At 57.7% G+C, this 22,519-nt stretch carries 16 protein-coding genes and 1 pseudogene; 11 read left to right on the top strand and 6 right to left on the bottom strand.

Features of this window, described 5'->3' with window-relative positions:
- Window positions 1-391: 391 nt before the first annotated feature.
- From RX972_RS12050 to RX972_RS12060, 3 genes are read right to left on the bottom strand one after another with little or no spacing between them, the layout of a single operon-like run.
- Entirely contained in the window at window positions 392-1,618 is a 1,227-nt protein-coding gene (locus RX972_RS12050) for a cytochrome c (RefSeq protein WP_316875584.1), read from the bottom strand.
- A complete protein-coding gene (locus RX972_RS12055) occupies window positions 1,615-3,378 on the bottom strand; it encodes a GMC family oxidoreductase (RefSeq protein WP_316875586.1) in 1,764 nt (587 codons plus the stop codon). The genes RX972_RS12050 and RX972_RS12055 overlap by 4 nt, the downstream gene beginning before the upstream one ends.
- Before the next feature lie 5 nt (window positions 3,379-3,383).
- Window positions 3,384-4,133: a gluconate 2-dehydrogenase subunit 3 family protein gene (locus RX972_RS12060; protein ID WP_027900208.1), complete on the bottom strand. Its 750-nt coding sequence runs from the start codon at window positions 4,131-4,133 to the stop codon at window positions 3,384-3,386.
- Window positions 4,134-4,581: 448 nt separating this feature from the next.
- On the opposite strand from RX972_RS12060, the gene mrdA reads away from it, so the two are divergent.
- The 11 genes and pseudogenes from mrdA to RX972_RS29500 all read left to right on the top strand — a co-directional run bounded on the left by mrdA (window position 4,582) and on the right by RX972_RS29500 (window position 18,168).
- The gene (gene mrdA, locus RX972_RS12065) at window positions 4,582-6,471 is read left to right on the top strand and encodes a penicillin-binding protein 2 (RefSeq protein ID WP_027900207.1); all 1,890 of its coding nucleotides are present in this window, start codon (window positions 4,582-4,584) and stop codon (window positions 6,469-6,471) included.
- A 352-nt stretch (window positions 6,472-6,823) separates the two neighbouring features.
- Entirely contained in the window at window positions 6,824-8,542 is a 1,719-nt protein-coding gene (gene poxB, locus RX972_RS12070) for a ubiquinone-dependent pyruvate dehydrogenase (protein WP_316875590.1), read from the top strand.
- Window positions 8,543-8,822: 280 nt separating this feature from the next.
- Window positions 8,823-9,683: a MurR/RpiR family transcriptional regulator gene (locus RX972_RS12075; RefSeq protein WP_316875591.1), complete on the top strand. Its 861-nt coding sequence runs from the start codon at window positions 8,823-8,825 to the stop codon at window positions 9,681-9,683.
- A 49-nt stretch (window positions 9,684-9,732) separates the two neighbouring features.
- Window positions 9,733-10,293, top strand: a complete 561-nt coding sequence (gene ddpX, locus RX972_RS12080; protein ID WP_231673342.1) for a D-alanyl-D-alanine dipeptidase — start codon at window positions 9,733-9,735, stop codon at window positions 10,291-10,293.
- Between the two features lie 200 nt (window positions 10,294-10,493).
- Window positions 10,494-12,062: an ABC transporter substrate-binding protein gene (locus RX972_RS12085; RefSeq protein WP_316875595.1), complete on the top strand. Its 1,569-nt coding sequence runs from the start codon at window positions 10,494-10,496 to the stop codon at window positions 12,060-12,062.
- Window positions 12,063-12,191: 129 nt separating this feature from the next.
- Window positions 12,192-13,208: an ABC transporter permease gene (locus RX972_RS12090; RefSeq protein WP_099268243.1), complete on the top strand. Its 1,017-nt coding sequence runs from the start codon at window positions 12,192-12,194 to the stop codon at window positions 13,206-13,208.
- A gap of 1 nt (window position 13,209) precedes the next feature.
- Complete coding sequence (gene ddpC, locus RX972_RS12095; RefSeq protein WP_316875601.1) at window positions 13,210-14,109, top strand: D,D-dipeptide ABC transporter permease; 900 nt, start codon at window positions 13,210-13,212, stop codon at window positions 14,107-14,109.
- Between the two features lie 2 nt (window positions 14,110-14,111).
- The gene (locus tag RX972_RS12100; RefSeq protein WP_316875602.1) at window positions 14,112-15,131 is read left to right on the top strand and encodes an ABC transporter ATP-binding protein; all 1,020 of its coding nucleotides are present in this window, start codon (window positions 14,112-14,114) and stop codon (window positions 15,129-15,131) included.
- Complete coding sequence (locus RX972_RS12105; protein ID WP_099268246.1) at window positions 15,128-16,114, top strand: oligopeptide/dipeptide ABC transporter ATP-binding protein; 987 nt, start codon at window positions 15,128-15,130, stop codon at window positions 16,112-16,114. Before RX972_RS12100 ends, RX972_RS12105 begins: the two co-directional genes overlap by 4 nt.
- Before the next feature lie 164 nt (window positions 16,115-16,278).
- Window positions 16,279-17,310, top strand: a pseudogene (locus RX972_RS29495) (cache domain-containing protein); the annotation flags it as partial.
- A 93-nt stretch (window positions 17,311-17,403) separates the two neighbouring features.
- On the top strand, window positions 17,404-18,168 hold the full coding sequence (locus tag RX972_RS29500) for a methyl-accepting chemotaxis protein (protein ID WP_406644021.1): 765 nt from the start codon (window positions 17,404-17,406) through the stop codon (window positions 18,166-18,168).
- Between the two features lie 369 nt (window positions 18,169-18,537).
- On the opposite strand, the gene RX972_RS12115 is transcribed toward RX972_RS29500, so the two are convergent.
- The 3 genes from RX972_RS12115 to RX972_RS12125 all read right to left on the bottom strand — a co-directional run bounded on the left by RX972_RS12115 (window position 18,538) and on the right by RX972_RS12125 (window position 22,091).
- On the bottom strand, window positions 18,538-19,362 hold the full coding sequence (locus RX972_RS12115) for an HDOD domain-containing protein (protein WP_316875605.1): 825 nt from the start codon (window positions 19,360-19,362) through the stop codon (window positions 18,538-18,540).
- A gap of 347 nt (window positions 19,363-19,709) precedes the next feature.
- Entirely contained in the window at window positions 19,710-20,663 is a 954-nt protein-coding gene (locus RX972_RS12120; RefSeq protein ID WP_316875607.1) for a 2-hydroxyacid dehydrogenase, read from the bottom strand.
- 153 nt (window positions 20,664-20,816) lie between these two features.
- Window positions 20,817-22,091, bottom strand: a complete 1,275-nt coding sequence (locus tag RX972_RS12125) for an MFS transporter (protein WP_122805920.1) — start codon at window positions 22,089-22,091, stop codon at window positions 20,817-20,819.
- Between the last annotated feature and the right edge of the window lie 428 nt (window positions 22,092-22,519).

Raw genomic sequence — 22,519 nt, forward strand, 5'->3', positions numbered from 1 at the left:
GTGGGAGCAGGGCTTGCCCGCGATAAACGATAACGCGGTATGTCGTCTAGCTGCGTCTTATGCATCGCGAGCAAGCTTTGCTCCCACAGGATCTACGCCATCCCTTGAGCTTCACCCGGGTAAAAGGCGACATGACGAGGCCGGGCAGCATCATGGCGGCGCGAGAGGAAGTGGATTCAGCCAGATTGACCCGAGAACTGTTTGATGTGGCAGTAACTTGTGGGAGCAGGGCTTGCCCGCGATAAACGATAACGCGGTATGTCGTCTAGCTGCGTCTTATGCATCGCGAGCAAGCTCTGCTCCCACAGGATCTGCGGAACTCCTTGAGCTTCACCCGGGCAAAAAAATGCCCGGCGACATGAAGAGGCCGGGCAAAGGGGAGGTGAATCGTTTATTTCGGTTGCAGCGCCTCGCGGACGGCTTTCACGTCTGCACTGGATACGGCAGGAGCGGCGTTGCCCCAACTGTTGCGCACGTAGGTCAGCACGTTGGCGACGTTGTCATCGGATAATGCCCAACCCAGCGCAGGCATGGCCGGTGCGGTGGGCGCAGCATCCGTGGCTCCGGCGCGACTGCCTGCCAGCACCACGCGAATCATCGACGACGGGTCAGCGCTGTTGACCAGTGGTGCCATGGCCAGTTTCGGGAACAGGTTCTCTGTACCTTCGCCATTGCCTACGTGGCACGCTGAGCAACGGTCGGCATAGATGGTTTTGCCTGCGACCATGGCCGGGTCTTTCGCGTCCAGCGCCTTGGGTGGTTCAGCCGGTTTTGCGCCATCCTTGAGGTACCCCGCCACAGCCATGAGGTCGGTGTCCTTCCAGTGTTGCGACGAATGCTCGACTTCTTCGGCCATAGGACCTGAGGCAATGTCGAAGCGGTTGGCGCCGGTCTTCAGGTACTTGACGATGTCTTCCTCGGTCCACTTGCCAATGCCGCTGTGGGCGTCGGCGGTGATGTTCGGCGCGACCCAGTTCTGCAGGTTGGCACCGGTCAGGAACTGATCGTTCTTGTCGCCCCCGGTCAGGCCTTTGGGCGTGTGGCAGGTGCCGCAATGCCCGAGACCTTCCACAAGATAAGCGCCGCGGTTCCACTGTTCGGACTTCTGTGGGTTGGCTTTGAATTCGCCTTCCTTGAAGTTCATCAGGTTCCACGCCAGCAAGCTGGTACGCACATTGAACGGGAAGGGCAACTGGTTGGTTTCGACCTTGTTGTCCACCGCATCCAGCGTTTGCAGGTAGGCCCAGATCGCCTGATTATCCTGACGCGTCACCTTGGTGTACGCGGTGTAAGGCATCGCCCCGTACAGGCGCTTGCCGTCCAGGCCGTGACCTTTGGACATGGCGTTCTGGAAATCGTCGAACGTCCAGCGGCCAATACCCGTGACCGGGTCAGGCGTGATATTCGCCCCCAACAGTTTGCCGAACGGCGTATCCAGCACCACGCCGCCGGAGAATGCCGGTTTGCCGGGCAATGTGTGGCAGGCGGTACAGTCGCCCAAAGTGGTCAGATAACGGCCTTGTTCCACCAGGTTGTACGAGTCGGCACCGGTGGCAGCGTGTGCGACGTTGAGGGTCAGGCCCAGTACGCCGACACAGACAGAGAGAAGAGTCTTCATGCCGGGATCATCTCCCCTGGGCGTTTCAAATATCGGGTACGAATCGCATCGGCGGCCTTGAAGGCCAGCGCCGCGACGGTGCCGGTGGGGTTGTAGCCGGGGTTCTGCGGGAAGGCCGACGAGCCCACCACAAACAGGTTCGGCACATCCCAGACCTGCAGGTGTTTGTTCACCGAACTGGTTTTCGGGTCAGCGCCCATGATGAAACCGCCAACGATGTGCGAGGACTGATACGGCGAGCTGTTCCAGTGCCCGGTCTGGGCGCTGTCGACCATTTGCACAGGGTTCATGCTCTTGGCGATCTCGTGGACCTTGCCGGTTACGTACGCGGCCATCTTTCGGTCGTTTTCCGGGAAGTCGAAGGTGATACGCAGCAGTGGCCGCCCCAGCGGGTCCTTGTAGGTCGGGTCCAGCGACAGGTAGTTGCCACGGATCGAATAGCTGCTGGCTTCACAGCCGATGGACATGCTGTTGGCGTAGTTCTTGACGGTCGCCTGCTTCCATTTCGAACCCCAGGTCGGGGTGCCGGGTGGCACCGGGCGCGATTCGATGGGCGCTGCGCCAATAGGGGTTACCCGAGTGCTGCCGCCGCCGACGAAGCCCAGACCGGAGTGGTCGAAGTTGTCGTTGTTGAATTCATCGATGCCCATGCCGATGGCGCCGCCACCGATGAACGGGTTGAAGTTCTTGTCATCGAAGAACAGACGCACATTGTTGGCGGTCTGGTAGGCATAGTTGCGGCCGGTAGTACCCGTGTTGGTCACCGGGTCGTAAGGATTGCCAACTCCGGATAGCAGCATCAGACGGACGTTTTCAAAAATGAACGCGCTGATCACCACCAGATCGGCAGGTTGCTCGAACTCTTCGCCATTGGCATCGACAAAGATGATCCCGGTGGCGCGCTTGCCGGTGCTGTCCATGGTCACGCGCAGCACTTCACAATTGGTCTTCGCGGTGAAGTTAGGCTTGCGAATCAGAACCGGCAGTACCGTCGTGATCGCACTGGCCTTGGAGTAGTTGGCGCAGCCGTAGTTGGTGCAGAAGCCACAGAAGGTGCAGGCGCCCATGGTCACGCCCAACGAGTTGGTGTAAGCCCGGGAAACCAGTGCCGAGGGCACGGGGAAGGGCTTGTAACCCAGATTCTTCGCCGCTTCGGCGAACAATACCGGCGCGTAGGTCTGCTCGGTCGGCGGGTTCGGATATTCTTCCGAACGCGCACCTTCGAAGGTATTGCCGCCTTCCTGAATCACGCCCTTAATGTTGCCAGCCTTGCCGGAAACCCCGGCCAGACGGTCGAACTTGGTGTAGAACGGCTCCATCTCTTCCCAGTCAGTGCCCCAGTCCTGCAGGGTCAACTCGGCGGGCAGCTCTTTGCCGTAACGCTCGGTCAGGTGGCTGTGCAGGCGAAACTCTTCAGGCTGAAAGCGAAAGGCAATCCCAGCCCAGTGGTTGCCTGCGCCGCCAGTCCCGTTACCAGGGTGAAAAGAACCCCAGCTGCGCATAGGCAAGGCTGTTTCCGTGACGTTGTTGCGGATGGTGCAGGTGTTCTGTTTGGTACGCAGCATCAGATCCTGACGGCGCGCGTAGCGCAATTCGTCAGTGGCGGAGGCGATGTTGAAGTCGGCCGCCGTGTCGCGCCACGGGCCGCGTTCGAAGCCAATGACGCTCAAGCCTTCATCGGCGAGTTCGTTGGCGATGATAGATCCGGCCCAGCCGAGTCCGACAACCACCACATCGGTGGAAGGTAGTTTTCTAGCCATGTCGATTAACCCTTCTTTTGCCAGGCGGAGCTGCCGATGATCGATATCGGTGTGAGGTCGAGTTTCTGGTTATGCCGACCGATGTAATCGCGGTAGTCATAACGGGCACCGGGAAAGCCGATCATTTTCCACGACACCATGTCGCGGTTGCCGCCGTAGACGGGGTCGGCAAAGAAGCCTTCCATGGTGTTGCCCAGCACTTGCTGGAAGAACAGCTTCGCGTCGATGCCTTCCAGCTCAATCGCGCCTTTTTCCAGATCGGTCAGGACCTTGTCGCGCTCTTCATTGCTCAGGGCGCTGAAGGTTTTCTGAAACTGCTTCTGGCAGTAGCCGGTCAAGGCGGCGATGCCCAGGCGATAGCGCTCACGGGGCACCAGTGGCGATTGATCACCCTGCATGGGCGTGCCCTTTGCGAACGGGCCCTGCATGTACAGGCGATCAAAAGTACCGTACTCGCCCGCCAACTGGCGGTCGATGAATACGGCGCATCCGGCGTCTTTGCCGCTGACGCTGAGGTCATCCGCGGGGATCAGGCGCTCGACAATGGCTTCGACTTCACGGGCTTCTTCGGCGGTGAAGAACTGCCAGCCCGGTGTTTCGTAATGCATCGGGCCGTTGTGATCGAAAGGCACCCATTGCGGCACGCCGGTGAGGGTGGCGGCCTTGGCGCTGGCGGCGGCACCGGCGGCGAGGGTGGTTGCAGAGGACACCAGCAGTTGGCGGCGGGTCAGGCCTTTTGGTGGCAGGTCAGTCATTTTTTTTGAGGCTCCTGCGAACGCATACGACAGGAGCGAGTCCCATCGAAAGTTGGCGTGTCGCGGTCAATACACGGTGTTTTGTCCGACTGAGGGACACTGAAAACTCACGTGAGGGTGTGACATTAGGTCTCTGGCAAATCGGTAAGCCCGAAGCGCATGCTAGGCAGGCAAAAGCCAGATTCCGCGATCATCTTTTCCGCACGTCCGCCATGATAGATATGTTGCCAAACGTTGCGCCGCACTCATTTCACAATGGACTGTTGCGCTCTGGGTAATAATCTTCCGTTTTTTGCCGACCGTTCGTACCGGTCAAACAAGACAAATCCTCACTGAACAGCCACTTCTTGGTATCGTGCGCACCCTGTCGTGTGCGGAAACATCTCCTCACAGATTTTTTGCTGTGCGGCCAGCATCTGTATTAGTCAACCACCGAGAAGCTGTAGAAATGCCCGATCCAATTCCTTTAAAGGATCACGAGAAAGATGCCCGGCTGGTCAACAAGCGGTTGATCGCCTGTGCGCTGCTCGTGGCCGTCCTGAGCGCGTGCCTCGTTGCGCGGATGTATTTCCTGCAAGTCACCGAGTTCGCCTACCACTCGACCATCTCTGAAAATAACCGCGTACACGTACTGCCCATTGCTCCCGAGCGCGGCTTGATCTATGACCGTAATGGCGTGGTGCTGGCGGATAACCGGCCCAGCTACAACATGACGCTGACTCGTGAGCGGGCAGGGGATTGGCACAAGGTCATCGATGAAGTGATGGTGCTGCTCAAGCTGCCTGAGGAAGAGCGGATCCTCTTCGACAAAGACCTCAAACAAGTGCGTCACCCGTTCGAACCCGTGACGTTGTTGTACGAGCTGAACGAAGAGCAGATCGCAGTGCTGGCGGTGAATCAGTACCTGTTGCCGGGTATCGACGTCGAGCCTCAATTCGTGCGGCATTACCCGTTGGGCGCGCACTTCGCTCATTCCATCGGTTATGTCGGGCGGATCAACGAGAAAGAAGCCAAACAACTGGATTCCGTTGAATACCGCGGCACTCAGTCCATCGGCAAGACCGGCATCGAACGGTTCTACGAGTCCGAATTGCACGGCAAGGTCGGCTATGAAGAAGTCGAGACCAACGCCCAGGGGCGAGTGTTGCGGGTGCTCAAACACACCGACCCGGTCCCGGGCAAGAACATCACGTTGAGCTTGGATATTCACCTGCAGGAAGCTGCGGAAGCCGCGCTTGGGGATCGTCGTGGTTCGGTGGTGGCGCTGGATCCGGCCACCGGCCAAGTGTTGGCGATGGTCAGCAAGCCTAGCTTCGATCCGAACCTGTTTGTCACCGGGATCAGCTTCAAGGAATACGCGGCGTTGCGAGATTCCATCGACCGGCCGCTGTTCAACCGGGTCCTGCGTGGCCTCTATGCACCGGGTTCGACCATCAAGCCGGAAGTGGCGATTGCCGGTCTCGACAGCGGCGTTGTGAACGCCTCGACCAAAGTCTTTGACCCCGGTTATTTCCAGTTGCCGGACTTCGATCACAAATACCGTAACTGGAACCACAGCGGCGATGGCTGGGTGGACATGGACGCGGCGATCATGCGCTCCAATGACACTTACTTTTACACCCTCGCGCACAAGCTGGGCATCGACCGCATGTACGACTACATGACCATGTTCGGTCTGGGCCAAAAGGTCTCGCTGGACATGTTCGAAGAGTCAGCAGGGCTGATGCCGTCGCGGCAATGGAAGCGTGCCACGCGGCGTCAGGCGTGGTTCCCCGGTGAAACCGTGATTCTCGGCATTGGTCAGGGCTACATGCAGGTCACTCCGTTGCAATTGGCTCAAGCCACTTCGTTGATCGCCAACAAGGGCGTGTGGATTCGTCCGCATCTGGCCATGGAGGTCGGCGGAAGTGCTCCGGTGGACGAGCATCCAATGCCGAACATCGTGCTGCATGATCCCAACGAGTGGAATCAGGTCAACATCGGCATGCAGATGGTCATGCACGATCCCCGCGGCATCGCCCGTGCAGCGGCGCAGGGCGCGCAGTACCGCATCGCCGGTAAAAGCGGTACCGCGCAGGTGGTGGCGATCAAGCAGGGCGAGCGCTATGACCGCGCCAAGACCCTCGAGCGCCATCGGGACAACGCATTGTTCGTCGGTTTTGCACCGGCCGACCATCCGAAGATCGTGGTGGCGGTGATGATCGAGAACGGCGAGGCAGGCGGCCGGGTCGCCGGCCCCGTCGTCAGGGAAATCCTCGACGCCTGGCTGCTGGACAAGGACGGCAAGCTGAAACCGCAATATGCGGCACCGGCCAAACCGGGTGAGCCACACGTATAGGTTTAAAGCTTAGGCACTGTCTCTTCTGTTGACTGCTGTCTTGTGGGAAATTCTATGTCTGCTAAATCTGGTTCTACGGAATAGCGCGGTCTATGTGGGAGCCGAGCTTGCTCGCGATAAGGACGCCGCAGTTATCAGGTATATCGCGTGCTGTCTTATCGCGAGCAAGCTCGGCTCCCACAGGATCTGTGCATCCTTGCAGGCCAACATTTACCGCCCGCAGGTAATCCGCTCTTCACATATTGATCTGTGTTCTGTCACCAGCTGAACTGTGCGCCGCACAGCCTGTCGATCACTGATGCGTACCAAGACACTGGCTACGTTTTCCATCTGTCTCGACAAGGAAACCAGCATGTCCAAAACCATTGCCGATCACCTCGCTCAAACCCTCGCCAGTGCTGGCGTCAATCGTATCTGGGGGGTGAGCGGCGACAGCCTCAATGGCCTGACAGATAGCCTGCAAAGCATCGACTCCATCCGCTGGATGCACACCCGCCACGAAGAAGTCGCCGCCTTCGCTGCCGGCGCCGAAGCGGCAAGCACGGGCAAGCTGGCGGTGTGCGCGGGCAGTTGCGGGCCGGGCAATCTGCATTTGATCAACGGACTCTACGATTGCCATCGCAACCAGGTCCCGGTGCTGGCAATTGCGGCGCATATCCCGTCTTCGGAAGTCGGCCTGGGCTATTTCCAGGAAACCCATCCTCAGGAACTGTTCAAGGAGTGCAGCCACTTCGTCGAACTGGTCAGCACCCCCGAGCAATTTCCCCGGGTGCTGGAGCGCGCCATGCGTGCTGCGATTGGTCAGCGTGGCGTTGCTGTGATCGTTTTGCCAGGCGACGTTGCACTGAGCGATGCCCCTGACGCCCTGGCCAAGTGGGTAGAGACCGCGCCACCGACGGTCACCCCGAGCGAGCCGGACATCCAGCAACTGGCCGACATCCTCAATGAATCCAAAGCAGTCACCTTGTTGTGCGGTGCCGGTTGCGCCGGAGCCCATGACGAGATGGTCGCCCTGGCCGACCGTCTTGGCGCGCCCGTGGTGCACGCCTTGCGCGGCAAGCAGTACGTCGAGTATGACAACCCGTTCGATGTCGGCATGACCGGCCTGATCGGTTTCAGCTCGGGTTATCACGCCATGTTGTCCTGCGACACACTGGTGATTCTGGGGAGCAGTTTTCCATACCGGAACTTCTACCCGACGGACGCCAAAATCGTCCAGATCGACATCGACCCCACAGCCCTCGGTCGGCGCACTCCGATTGCCCTTGGCTTGACCGGTGGCGTGAAGGAAACACTTGCCGCGCTGCTGCCCAAACTGAATCGTCAGGAAGACCGTCGCTTCCTCGACAAGGCGCTCAAGCATTACGCCAAGTCACGGGAAGGGCTGGATGATCTGGCCACGCCATCGGCACCGGGCAACCCGATCCATCCGCAATACCTGACCCGGCTGATTGATGAGCAGGCCGATGCTGACGCGATCTTCAGCGTCGATGTCGGCACCCCAACAATGTGGGCTGCCCGTTATCTGCACATGAACGGCAAGCGCAGTTTGCTGGGTTCGTTCAACCATGGCTCCATGGCCAACGCGATGCCTCAAGCACTGGGCGCGAAAGCGGCGCATCCGGATCGACAAGTGATTTCCCTGTGCGGCGATGGCGGATTGTCGATGCTGATGGGCGACCTGCTCAGCGTTCGTCAACTGGACCTGCCGATCAAAATGGTGGTGTTCAACAACAGCTCGCTGGGTTTCGTGGACATGGAGATGAAAGCTGGCGGCTACGTGCCCCACGGCACTGATCTGTACGAGACCAACTTCGCCGGTCTCGCTCTGGGTGCGGGCATTCTGGGTATTCGCGTAGAGAGTTCCGAAGAGTTGCCTGCTGCATTACGCAAAGCTTTCGATCACCCGGGCCCGGTATTGCTGGATGTCGTCACCGCCAAACAGGAATTGGGCATTCCGCCCAAGATCAAACTGGCCCAGGCCAAAGGCTTCAGCCTGTACATGATGCGCGCCGTGTTGAGCGGGCGAGGGGATGAGGTGTTTGAGTTGGTGAAGACTAACTTGCGCTGATCGGCCTCCTGCGCCGAAACACTGTCGAAAAGCCGCAAGGACGCCGCGTGCAGGCGCAACCTTGCTGGCTTCTCGGCGGCGTCTTCATGATCTTTTTTGCCCGCGTATGGCGCATTTTTCATTTCCTTTGCACCGTTCTGAATCGCAATAAAAGCCCCCGAAATATCCTCCAAAAAAAGCATTGTGCTGGCTGGAAAGTGAATGTTATGTTGGTAACAAGATTTAGTTATTTGAGTTATTTATAACATTTCACAGGCGCTCCAGGGATGCCGCAACCAGCATGAATGCCACGGAAAAACATACCTTTCTCGAGATGCTCGAACAGCGCTTTACCGAGCTGACGCCCACGGGCAAGCGCATCGGGGGGTACCTGCTGGCCAACCCTCAACAGTTGCCGTTCGAGACTGCGGACAGCATCGCGCAGCAGACCGGTACAACCGGGATTTCTGTCGGCCGGTTCTTCCGTTCGCTGGGCTATCGCAACATTGATGACGTGAAGCAGAGTCTTCGCGGCGACTCCACGGGGAGTTGGTTGCTGACAGACCGGCTTGGGGCATTCCGCGAGGAAAGCACTCACGGCGATGCACTCGACCGCTCGCTGACCCGTGAGCTGGAAGCCATTCAGCACGTCTACGGCCTCGCTCGCAGTGATGCGTTTGCAACCATCGTCGAACGTATCTTCAGCGCCGACGCGGTGTTTATCATCGGCATCCAGACCACCCGAGGCATTCTCAATACCTTCTTCAGTCACCTGGAATATATCCGTCCGCAGGTTTACTACGTTGACGGGTTATCGGGTACGTATGCCGAGTCGCTGAACTCGGGTTTCAAAAATCCCTACGCACTCATTGCGGACTTCCGGACGTATTCCAGCATGACCCGCAAATTTTGCGAGGTCGCCAGTGGTCAGAATCTGCCCTTGGCGTTGATTACCGATTTCCATTGTCCCTGGGCGCGGGATTACTCCATGGACTTGTTGCAGTTGAAGTCAGACATCGGGCAGTTCTGGGACTCCCCGGCACCTCTCGCTTGCCTGTTCAACCTTATGGTGTCAGCTGTGGCCGAGAAATACGGTGAGCGGCTCGACGAGCGTCTGGCGAAAAACCGTCAGCTGCAAGAACTTTTCGGTCAGTTCGAATGAATGACCCATTCATCATCTTCTTCGCTGTTTTTGTTAATGGAGTGTTTGAGTGAATAACGGCCCACTTGTGGAAGTCGATGCCCACGCGCTTCAGGTCCAGATCGACCTGATTTATGCCGGTGCCGACAACCTCGCTGGCAAAGTGATTTATCAGGACCCGCGTTGCTTGCTGCATGTAGACGCTGAGCGTTGTCTGCGCATGGCCAGCCGATTGGCGCGGCAGGCCGGTTACCGCCTGAGGATATTTGATGCCTACCGCCCGCCCTATGCGCAGTTTCTGTTGTGGGAGGCGCTGCCTAACCCCGAGTACGTCCGCGATCCGGGGCTGGGGTCGCACCACAGTCGTGGTGTAGCAGTTGACCTTACGCTGATTGATGCCGACGGCCAGCCTCTGGACATGGGCACCGGCTTTGACGACATGCGTGAGCCTTCCCATCAGTTCTTCAGCGATCTGCCACCGCAGGTGCAGCGCAATCGCCTGATGCTTTTGGGAATCATGCTGGCTTCCGGTTTTACCTGGATCGACAGCGAATGGTGGCATTACGAGTTGCCCGATGCTGAGGATTATCCGCTGATCGACGATAAATCGCTCCAGCCTGTCGGCCATTGAGAGACGCGCTCAATAGCGCCGCATGACAACAGTATTCACAAACAAATGACCGGGGCATTAATGAATCCCGGCGTGAATTCGGCAAGACCTGCAATGCAGTGATTGCCCGTTTCGGACGAGAGTCCGAGTTTTAACTGCCCGGTATAGCTTCAATAAAAAACCTGATGAACTTCCACATATCGAATGATCAAGGAACCGGCATGAATCTGATTTTCACTCCGCGCCTCAATCCGCGCTACCTTGCCACGGCGTTGCTCTGTACGGCCATGGGGCTGGGGGCCTGGCAGTCTGCAAGCGCCGCTGCTCCCAAGGACGTTTTGATGATCGGCAAACCCGCCGACCCGCAAACCCTTGATCCTGCGGTCACCATTGATAACAACGACTGGGCCGTGACTTATCCGGCCTATCAGCGGCTTGTGACCTATAAGGTTGAAAACGGCAAGGGCAGCACCGAGGTCGAGGGCGAACTGGCCTCCGGCTGGACCACTTCGGCGGACAGTCTGGTCTGGGAGTTCAAACTCAAGCCTGGCAACAAGTTCGATGACGGAAGCGAAGTCAGTGCAGAGGCCGTCAAGTTCTCCTTTGACCGCGTCATGAAGCTCAAGCAGGGCCCGTCGGGTGCGTTCCCGGATGACATGGTGGTGTCAGTGGTCGATCCGTCGACCGTGCGATTTACGCTCAAGACCCCTTATGCGCCTTTTCTCTCGACACTGGCCCATAACGGCGCTGCAATCGTGAACCCTGAAGTGGCGAAGAAAAGCGAAGGTGCCGAGGCGTACCTGTCGACACATACCGCAGGTTCCGGTGCATTCAAGCTGGTCGGCTGGCAGAAAGGTCAGTCATTGACCATGGAGCAGAACAGTTACTACGCCGGGCCCAAGCCGACCCTCAACAAGGTTGTGGTGAAAATCATTGGCGAGGCTTCGGTGCGCCGCTTGCAACTGGAGCGTGGCGATCTCGACATCATTGAAGATATGCCTGAGGACCAACTCGACGCTCTGAGCAAAAAGCCTGGCGTCGTTATCGGTGACTATCCGTCCTTGCGCGTGACATTGTTGTACCTGAACAACAAGAAAGCGCCGATGGACAATCCCGATGCACGCCGCGCCATCGTCGAAGCGCTGGATTACGACGGTATCATCAACGGCCTTCTCAAAGGCAAAGCCAAGCCCATGAACGGGCCGATTCCACAGGGCATGTGGGCTTACGATGAAAAATTGCCAGTGCCCAGGCAGGACCTGACCAAGGCCAAGGCAGACCTGGCGAAGGCGCCGTCCAAAATCAGTTCGCTGAGTTTCATGTATTCCGACAAGGACCCGAACTGGGAGCCTATCGGCCTTACCCTGCAAGCTGGCCTGGCGCCGCTCGGCGTCAATCTGAAGCTGGAGAAGCTGGCTAACGCCACGATGCGTGAGCGTTTGGGCAAAGGTGATTTCGACGTCGCTATCGGTTCGTGGAGCCCGGATTTCGCCGACCCCTACATGTTCATGAATTTCTGGTTTGACTCCAAATTGCAAGGCCTGCCCGGCAATCGCTCATTTTATGAGAACCCGGCGGTGGACAAGCTGATTCGTGAATCCGCAGCCACCAACGACGCAGCCAAGCGTACTGAGTTGTATCAGCAGGCTCAGAAAATTGTCCTTGATGACAGCGTTTACGCCTACCTATACCAGAAGGCTTACACCTTGCCGATGCGCGATACGGTCAAGGGCTATGTGTTCAACCCGATGCTGGAGCAGGTGTTCAACGTCGGGACGATCACCAAGTAATACGTCACGGGTTCAACATTTCTACCGTTAACGTTCGGCGCTCCCTTTTGATCCTTAAAGGGGAGTGCTGCGACGCCGTGCCCAAGGCAGCCATTTGAGCTGCCGCTAAACGCATGACTGAGGTGCCTGATGGCCTTCTTGAATATCTTGCGAAAACGACTTTTCGGCCTGCTACTGGTTGTAATTGGCGTCTCCGTAATTACCTTTTCGATTTCCCACCTTATCCCCGGGGATCCAGCGCGACTGATTGCCGGTGATCGGGCCACCGACGCTATCGTGGCCAATATCCGTCATCAGTTGGGGCTGGATTTGCCGCTTTATCAGCAATATGGCCGCTACATGCTCGACCTGGTACATGGCGATCTGGGCACCTCAATTCGTACCAGTCGGCCAGTGCTTGAGGATTTGCAGACGTTTTTTCCTGCCACCCTGGAGTTGGCGATGGCGGCTTTGCTGCTGTCGATTCTGGTCGGCGTACCGCTGGGCGTACTCTCAGCGGTTTACCACAACCGCCTGATCGATCAGATCGCTCGCACGCTGGCGGTCACCGGTATCTCCACCCCTGCGTTCTGGTTGGGGCTGGGCCTGATCGTGTTTTTCTATGGCCACTTGAACTGGTTGCCTGGCAGCGGTCGCCTGGATGATGGGCTGGACCCGCCGGTTACCGTCACTGGTTTTTACCTGATTGACTCATTATTGATGGGCGACTGGGCGCTATTCAGCAATGCCCTGCAGCATCTGATCCTGCCCGCCGTGACCTTGGGTTTTGTCAATCTGGGGGTGGTCGCCCGGCAGATTCGTTCGGCGATGCTTGACCAGTTGGGCGAGGACTACATCCGCACCGCGCGGGCTTATGGTTTGTCGAAGTGGTCGGTGATCCTGCGTCATGCACTGCCTAACGCTCTTATCCCGTCGGTGACCGTACTGGGCCTCACGCTTGGTGACTTGCTCTATGGCGCGGTGCTGACAGAAACGGTATTCGCGTGGCCCGGGATGGGGGCTTACGTGGTCAAGTCCATCGAGGCTCTGGATTTCCCGGCAGTGATGGGCTTCGCAATCGTTGTTTCCTTTATCTATGTGTTGCTCAACATGGTTATCGATCTGCTTTACCGCTTGATCGATCCGCGCATCAGCGAGGTCAACTGACATGACAACTCCACTCACACCTTTGAGTGTTGTACCCGTTGCGCAGGCTGCGGGCTGGCGGGAGCGGTTGAGCTTTTTACGCTACCAGATCGGGCGCAGCCCGCTGACCATTGCTGGCCTGGCGATCACCTGCATCGTGCTCCTGTGTATGATTTTCGCGCCATGGCTGGCTCCCCATGATCCCAACGCGGTCAATCTGGCCCATCGACTGGCTGCACCGTCTGCCCAGTACTGGTTTGGCACCGATGAAGTGGGGCGCGATCTGTTCAGTCGAGTGTTGCATGGCAGCCAGCAATCGGTTGGCGTCGGACTGTTCGTGGCCTTTTCCTCTTGCCTGATCGGCGGCCTGCTGGGCTGTATGTCCGGTGTGATCGGAGGTCGTTTTGACAGCCTGATCATGAGGCTGATGGACATCATGCTCTCGGTGCCCTCCCTCGTGCTGATCATGGCCCTGACCGCTGCACTCGGCCCAAGTCTTTTCAATGCGATGCTGGCGATTACGCTGGTACGTATTCCATTTTATGTGCGGTTAGCCCGCGGCCAGGCGCTGAGCATCCGGCAGATGGGCTACGTCAAGGCGGCGCAGACCTTCGGCGCCGGGCGCTGGCACATTGTGCTCTGGCACGTGGCGCGCAACGCCACGCCGCCATTGCTAGTGCAACTGAGTCTTGATATCGGCGCAGCGATCCTGATGGCTTCCGCGCTGGGTTTTATTGGTCTTGGCGCACAACAGCCCACGGCCGAGTGGGGCGCAATGGTCGCGACCGGTCGCAAATACATCCTTGATCAGTGGTGGTACTCGACCTTCCCGGGTCTGGCGATCCTTATCACTGCCACCGGATTCAACTTGCTGGGCGACGGCGTGCGCGACTTGCTCGACCCGCGTCAACAGGGGAAATGATCATGTCGACTCCATCTATTGCAAGCCCGAAGCTTGCGGCTGCGCCGGTATTGACGATCGATAACCTGAGCATTGAGTTCCCGGCTTATCGCGGCACGGTGAAGGCACTCAACGGCATCACGCTTCAGGTGGATCCGGGGGAGATCGTCGGCGTGATCGGTGAGTCCGGTTCGGGCAAGTCGGTCACTGCCATGCTCAGTATGCGTTTGCTGCCGGAGCGCAGTTACCGGGTCAGCGGCGGCAGCCTGCACATACTGGGTCGTGACATGCTGGCGGCCAAAGAGAAAGACCTGTTGAAGGTACGCGGTCGTGACGCAGCGATGATTTTTCAGGAACCCATGACCGCCCTGAATCCGACCCGGCGTATCGGGCGACAGATGACGGATGTGATCATCCATCACCAGCACGTGAGCAAATCCCAGGCGCGAGCCAGAGCTGTCGAGCTGTTGCGAGACATGCACATCGCCGACCCTGAGCAGGTGCTGGAAAGCTATCCGTTCGAACTTTCCGGCGGGATGCGTCAGCGTGTGATGATCGCTCTGGCGTTTTCTTGCGACCCTCAGCTGCTGATTGCCGACGAGCCCACCACGGCATTGGACGTTACCGTACAGCGTCAGGTTTTGCTTTTGCTGAGAGAAAAGGCCCGTGAGCGCGGGACGGCAATTTTGCTGATCACCCACGACATGGCGCTGGTTTCCCAGTTTTGTGACCGGGTTTACGTGATGTACACCGGTGCTGTGGTGGAGCAGGGGGATACTGCTGCGGTCCTGGCTGATCCGCGTCACCCTTACACCCGCGGTCTGCTCAGCGGTTTGCCTGAGCAGGTGCAGCCCGGTGAGGATTTGATGACGATACCGGGCCAGGTGCCAAATCTTTCTGCGCTGCCCGAAGGGTGTACGTTCCGGGATCGCTGTCCGTCCGCGATGCACAAGTGCATTGAGCGGCCACCGCTACAGCTCATCAATGGCCGCGAGCTACGTAAAAGTGCCTGCTGGTTGAGCGAACAGGAGCAAATTTCATGATCAGCACCGCACGTAAACGCCTGCCTGAAGACAGCTCGCCGATTCTTTCCCTTGAAGATGTTCGCGTGCATTTCCCTGTGGGCAGCGACTGGCTCGGTCGGGCCAAGGGCGTAGCCCATGCATTGAACGGTATCGACCTGCAGGTCCGTGCCGGTGAGACACTGGGCGTGGTAGGGGAGTCCGGATGTGGCAAAAGCACTCTGGCGCAGCTATTGATGGGGTTGATCAAACCCACAATGGGTCGGATGGACTGGATTTATAACAATGCCCGTGAGCAGGGCAGTAATGTGCAGATTGTTTTTCAAGATCCGCAGTCTTCGCTGGATCCTCGCTTACCGATATGGAAGATCATTACGGAGCCACTGTTCGTCCAGCGTTCAGCGCCGCGACGAGACATGCGTGACATTGCTGCAAAAGTCGCCTCTCAAGTGGGTATTCGTACTGAGTACCTGGACCGTTTTCCGCACCAGTTTTCTGGCGGTCAGCGTCAACGAATTGCCATTGCTCGTGCGTTATCGTCCAATCCGGACATTATTGTTCTCGATGAACCAACTTCTGCGCTGGATATTTCGGTACAAGCGCAAATTCTCAACCTGCTGGCAGAGTTGCAACGCAGTCGTGATTTGACCTACATCCTGATTTCGCACAACGTCTCGGTGGTGCGCCATATGGCCGACCGGGTAGCGGTGATGTACCTGGGCCAAATCGTCGAATTGGGCAGTGCAGCCGAGGTGCTTGAGCGGCCTCAGCATCCTTACACTCGCCTGCTTCTGGACGCCGTTCCGCGCCTGGGGGCTCCGCTGGATAACGCATACATCTCGGCACCTACCGAGTTACCGGGCAATCGTAAACTGCCCGCCGGCTGTTTCTTCCGGGACCGCTGTCCGCACGCTACGACAGGTTGCGACAGGCCACAGTTGCTGGCGCCTGCGAAAGAGGGGCAGGGGTCAGTCAGATGTCATCTCATGTCGGGTGTCGCTTAGAGCTATGCACACTATGTCCCACCTCTACTGAGGTGGATCCAATAATATATTTATCGAGATACTTTCTTTTTACTTGGAGAGTACGTAAAACGCGGCACGGCCTTTGCTAACTTGATCCCAGGCCGTCCCGTTGTAACTCTTTTGTAATGGAAGTATCCGCAATGATGAAAAGTCTGGGTTTCAGCAGAAAGATTCTGCTCGCCGCCGCGTTGGTGGTAGTGGTTGCATTTACCTGTTTTATTGTTGTTAACGATTACCGACAACGTCAGACTTTGAAATCCAATGTCTTTGCTGAACTTCAACAGTTGGGTGGCCTGACGACTCAGAATATTCAGACCTGGCTGGAGAGCCGCACGCAGTTGCTGCAATCCATGGCGCAGCGAGTCGCAGCGGATGGCAAGGCCATTCCGGATCTGCAGCGCTCCATTGGTATCCCGGCTTATACCGATAATTTCCAGCTCAGTTATTTCGGTGGTACTGACGGCGTGATGTTTTCGGTGCCAGCGGGTAATCGCCCGGCAGATTATGATCCCCGTGCGCGTGGCTGGTACAAGGCGGCGCAAAACGCCCCGGGCACTGTTGTGACCGAACCGTACATTGCCGCTTCGTCTGGCAAGTTGGTCGTGACACTGGCGGCGCCGGTCAAGTACCAGAACCAGTTCATCGGCGTTGCCGGTGCTGATATTTCACTCGAGAGCATTACCAAGACCATCAACTCGCTGAACTTCGGTGGGCATGGTTATGCATTCATCGTCAGCGGCGACGGCAAGATTCTGATTCACCCGGACAGCAAACTGATTCTGAAGAACATCAGCGAAGCCTATCCGACCGATACGCCGAAGATTACTGCGGGCGTGACTGAGATTGCGTCCGCCGGTAAAGCGGAAATCATGTCGCTGACCAAGGTAGAAGGCGTTTCCTCGGCTAACTGGTATGTGGCGCTGGTACTGGATCAGGATGCGGCCTACGCCATGCTTGGCGAATTCCGTACGTCAGCGATTACTGCAATGGTCATTTCCGTGGTGATCATCATTCTGCTGTTGGGCATGTTGATCAGCGTGCTGATGCAACCGCTGCATCAGATGGGGCGCGCCATGCGTGACATCGCGGATGGTGACGGCGACCTGACCAAGCGTCTGGCCATTACCTCCCAGGACGAGTTCGGCGAATTGGCCCAGTCGTTCAACCGATTCGTTGAACGTATCCACGGCTCCATACGCGAGGTGGCTTCCACGGCTGGCCAGTTGGGCGATGTGGCGATCCGGGTGGTGAAGGCTTCGAATTCCTCCATGACCAACTCCGACCAGCAGGCCAATCGTACCGAAAGTGTGGCGGCGGCGATCAACGAGTTGGGGGCGGCTGCCCATGAAATTGCCCAGAACGCGGCGCGTACTTCTCAGCAATCTGCCGATGCCAGCCAGTTGGCGAGTGATGGTCAGCAAGTCGTACAGCAGACCATCAGTGCGATGAACGAGCTGTCGGCGAAGATCAGCGAATCCTGCGCCAACATCGAGAACCTGAACGGCAAGACGGTCAATATCGGTCAGATTCTTGAGGTGATCACCAGTATTTCCCAGCAAACCAATCTGCTTGCACTGAACGCGGCGATTGAGGCCGCGCGTGCCGGCGAAGCAGGGCGTGGCTTTGCGGTGGTGGCCGACGAGGTGCGCAGCCTTGCACACCGTACTCAGGATTCGGCGCAGCAAGTGAAGAAGATGATCGAGGAGCTGCAGATCGGCGCTCGTGAAGCGGTGGTTACCATGACCGAAAGCCAGCGTCAGAGTGAAAGCAGCGTGACCGTCGCCAATCAGGCCGGTGAGCGGTTGAGCAGCGTTACTCGTCGTATTGATGAAATCAACGACATGAACCAGTCCGTAGCCGCTGCAACCGAAGAGCAGACCGCGGTGGTAGAGTCGATCAACGTCGATATTACGCAGATCAACACGCTCAATCAGGAAGGCGTCGATAACCTGAAGCTAACGCTGGACGCTTGTTCATATCTGGAAGAGCAGGCTGCCCGGTTGCAGCATCTGGTGGGGACTTTCAGGATCTGATGTGAAGAGTAAGGCTTGAAACCGGGTCGCCCTTATCGCGGGCAAGCACCGCTCCCACAGTTTGAAATGCAATGCCATGGGAGATTCTATGTTGGCCTGCAAACCTGTGGGAGCGAGGCTTGCCCGCGATGCAGACGACTCGGTTTTTCAGCTACACCGTGTCATCGTTCATCGCGAGCAAGCTCACTCCTACAGATGACCAATATTGTGAGCGGTGCCTTGGCCGAGCCGCATCCGGACAGGACGATAAACGATGATGTAGTGTGTCTTCCCGCCTCGTCTCATGTATCGCGGGCAAGCACCGCTCCCACAGTTTGAAATGCAATGCCATGTGGGAGCGGTGCTTGCCCGCGATAACGGCGACTCGGTCTAACTCAGCAATTCTGCGAACGCCTTGTCCGCCTCCAGTACGGCGGGCAGTCCGGCAAACAATGCATCCAGATTGACCCCTTCAGTCAGCGGTCCGACCACCGCCTGTTGCGCTTCTGGCGTAGCACCGCCGTGGGCTTCGAGCGCATCGGAAATCAGCATCGCCTGAGCCACAATACGCGGCAGAGGAGCATTGCCTGGTGCTTGTAACGGTTTCGCCTGATACGCAATGGCTTGCTGGATCACCTCTGGTAGATGCCAGCGACGGGCCAGTTCCTCACCCACCTCGGGGTAACCAAAACCTAACTGGACCGTTTCATTGGCCGCGCGGCCCGGCGTGCCCGTTTTGCTCGCCGCATTGATACGCTCGGCGACTTCCGGCGCGCCTGTCTGGATCAATAACTCTCCGATGTCATGCATCACGCCGCAGGTAAACGCAATCTCCGGGTCCACGCCGCTCTGTTTCGCCAGCATCCGGCAGATCCCGGCCACCTGAAAACTCTTCAGCCAGAAACCTTTCAGGTCAAAGCTCGGTCCGGCTTTGAACGCGCCCGTCACAGCTGACGCCAGCACCAGCGTGCGCAGCGTGTTGAAACCCAGACGCATGGCTGCGTCTTCGATACTGGACGACTCCCGGGAGCCACGAAACCGGGCCGAGTTGGCCAGGCGGAGAATCTTCGCCGAAATCACCGGATCCTTTTCGATATTGCGAGCAATGCTTTCCAGGCTGGAAGAAGGGCTGTCAAATTGCAGGATCAGATCCTGAGCAACTTTTGGAATGCTGGGGAGGCTATGCAGATTGGCGAACAGCGTTTCAATACTCATGGAAGACTCACCTTTTTTCGTCCTGAAACAGAACGATAGGTGATTCTGGCGAGCTTGCATGGTCAACGATCGTTAAATGCGTGAAACAGTAGGCAAATTCGATAGGGACGCTTGTCGACTTGTGGGAGCTGCCATCTTTGCCTGCCAGCTGACGAGCAGCAAACACGGACCCTGTAGGAGTGAGCTTGCTCGCGATAACGGTAGACCTTTCAAGAAATTACCGTCTGGCCTGACGCTATCGCGAGCAAGCTCACTCCTACAGATCCTGTGTTTGCTTCACGACAACACGGCATTTTAGACGGGGCGTTACCTCCCACCAAACGAGTGTTCCAATCCGTCCGGGGTGATTAACCCAATACCGGCGTAACCAACTCACCCTCGTCGATATAACGACTCAGATTTGCGAACACCAGATCGGCCATCGCCTTGCGGGTTTCATAGGTGCCGCTGCCGATGTGCGGGGTCAGTACGACCTGGTCCAGGCTCAACAGCTCGGCGGGTACGTTCGGTTCATCTTCGAATACATCCAGCCCGGCACCGGCGATCTCACCCGCCTGTAGCGAGGCGACCAGGGCTTTTTCGTCGACGACCGTGCCGCGTGCCACGTTGATCAGGAAAGAATCCGGACCCAGTGCCTTGAGCACCGATGCGCTGATCAACTTCTCGGTATCGGCACCGCCCGGCACGATCACCACGAGATAATCGCTGACCTTGGCCAGTTCGTGGAGGTCAGCGTAGTGGGTGTAGGACACATCGGAATAAGCCTCTCCGCGACGGAAATAGGCGATTTCCATATCGAACGCTGCCGCCCGGGTGGCGATGGTTTTACCGATCTTGCCCAGCCCGACGATGCCGCAGGTTTTGCCTGCCAGATCGCGGCCCAGAGGGAATTTGCCGTTTGGCCATTTACCCGCACGCACAAAACGCTCGGCTTCACTGATCTTGCGGCTCACGCAGAGCATCAGTGCGAGGGCAGTTTCCGCGACGGCTTTGTTCAAGACATCCGGAGTGTTGCTGAATTTGATGCCGCGCCCTGACAAATAGTCGGTGTCGATGGCGTCGTAACCCACGCCGAAGCTGGTGATGACTTCAAGATTGGGCAGACGATCCAGCACCTGATTGTCGGTGCCGTACACGGCGCTGGTGACGATGGCGCGAATCTTCTCGCCGTGGGTGGAGAGCCAAGCTTCCAGGTCTGCAATCTCCCAGCGATTGTGCACGGTAAAGTCCCGGGCCAGCGCTTCAGTGAGAGAGGCGTGCATCTGGCCCCAGACCAGTACTTCGGCTTTGCTTTGAGTCATAGTGGATCGCTCGTCATTTTATTGTTGGGAAAACATGAAGGCATGCTTAGCGTCATATGTCATCGTACAACTAGACTTGATCATATACGCATGGTGCCGTCATTCAAGTCCGAATGTTCGATTCCCAGCCTGGCGATGTGTTCAGAAAACCTTCTAGCCAGCGACCTGCCGACCTTTCGGTCCCGTTTCCAGAATCAATAACGCTAGCACGATTGCGAGCACGATGCCCCCCAGCAACCACGCGCCGGCAGCCTGGAATATGGGCAGGGTCAAGGCACCGCCCATTGCCATGCGCGCCAGCAAATAACCAAATACCGGTGTGAGCAGGGCGCTGAAGGTAAAGACCAGAAAATTGATCGCACCGGTGGCACTGCCCTTGACGTTGTCGGCGTTGACTTCCTTGATGATCGAGTAGGGAATCATCGCTGCGCCAGAGCCGATCCCCAACAACAGCCCGAACAGATACGGTGGGGCAATACCAGCTGGCAGATACAGGATCGCCGCGCTGGCGATCAACATCAGCGATGCGCCACCGATCAGTACCGGCTTGCGTCTGCCAATGCGGTCGGAGATATAACCAAGCAACGGGCAACCAATCACCCAGCCCAGCGGGATCATGCTGCTGCGGTTCACTGCCTCGCTGTACGTGACCGCCAGACCGTCACGCAGGAATGGAACGCCCCAGATCATGTCGCCGATCGTCGTCGGCAGAAACAACAGGCCCGCCGTGAAACCGCATAGCCATGACTGTGGATTACTCAAAACCTGCTTGTAGGGCGTCAATACTGAACCCAGTGAGTTGCTGCTCCCGGCGGGGCGTGGATCGTGACCCTTGGGCGTCATGAACAGCACCAGAATGGCGATGACGAACAGACAACCGGCGGCGATGAACCAGAATTGTTGCCACGGGATAGTCCCGTGAATGATCGGGCCCACGGCAAATTGCCCGGCGAAGCCGCCCATCATGCCGAAGCATTGAGTGAAACCGACGGCAGTGGCCAGATACCGGGGCGGGAAGCCATGCGTTGCCAGATACACCGCGCCAATGAAGGCACTGGCCGATCCCGCGCCTTGCAGCAGGCGACCGATTTGCGCGACGTGCAACTCACCCAGGCCGAATAAGGCCGCGCCCGCTGCAACCATCAGGATGCCCGCCGGTATCACGTACTTGGCACCCAGTCTGTCCAGTGCCGCGCCCGCAATGATCGAGAAAATCGAGTAGGTGTAGTAATACAGACCGACCAGCGCACTGACGGCCACCACATCGCGGCCAAACGCTTCGGTCAACTCCGGCATCATCACCCCGGGTGCCGAGCGCAGTGCGTATTGCACAAAGTAGAAGAGGGCGCAGAACAGCCAGGCGATCACGAACCCCATGTGCAGCGGCTCGGAGCGGACGGACAACGGAGCGGATGACGCAGGAGGCATGAGGATGGCCTTGGTGAAGGGGCTATGGACCTCAGCCTAGTCGCTATCCGAGATCCGAAAGCTGCGCCGGATCAATGGATGGGCATTGAAGCAGCTCATACCATGCAATTCGCAGCAAACGTCGTCCCCTGTAGGAGTGACCGGGGTGGCGATCCACATTGCTCGCGATGGCGTCATGCCTGACGGTAATTTATCGACGGAAAAATCGAATCGCGAGCAAGCTCACTCTTACCAGACGAAATGCAAATCAATGGATTGAAATGCATTTTCTGTAGGAGCTGCCGAAGGCTGCGAAGCATTTCTCCTGATACACCGTGATCGCAGCCTTCGGCAGCTCCTACAGATCCTGTGTTTACTCGAGACAAAAAGTAATGACCAAAAAAAGGCGCTCGCGAGAGCGCCTGAAACACCTTGGTTGCAGAGCGGGA

It is taken from the genome of Pseudomonas syringae group sp. J309-1, from assembly GCF_032582135.1.
GTDB classification, from domain to species: domain Bacteria; phylum Pseudomonadota; class Gammaproteobacteria; order Pseudomonadales; family Pseudomonadaceae; genus Aquipseudomonas; species Aquipseudomonas quasicaspiana.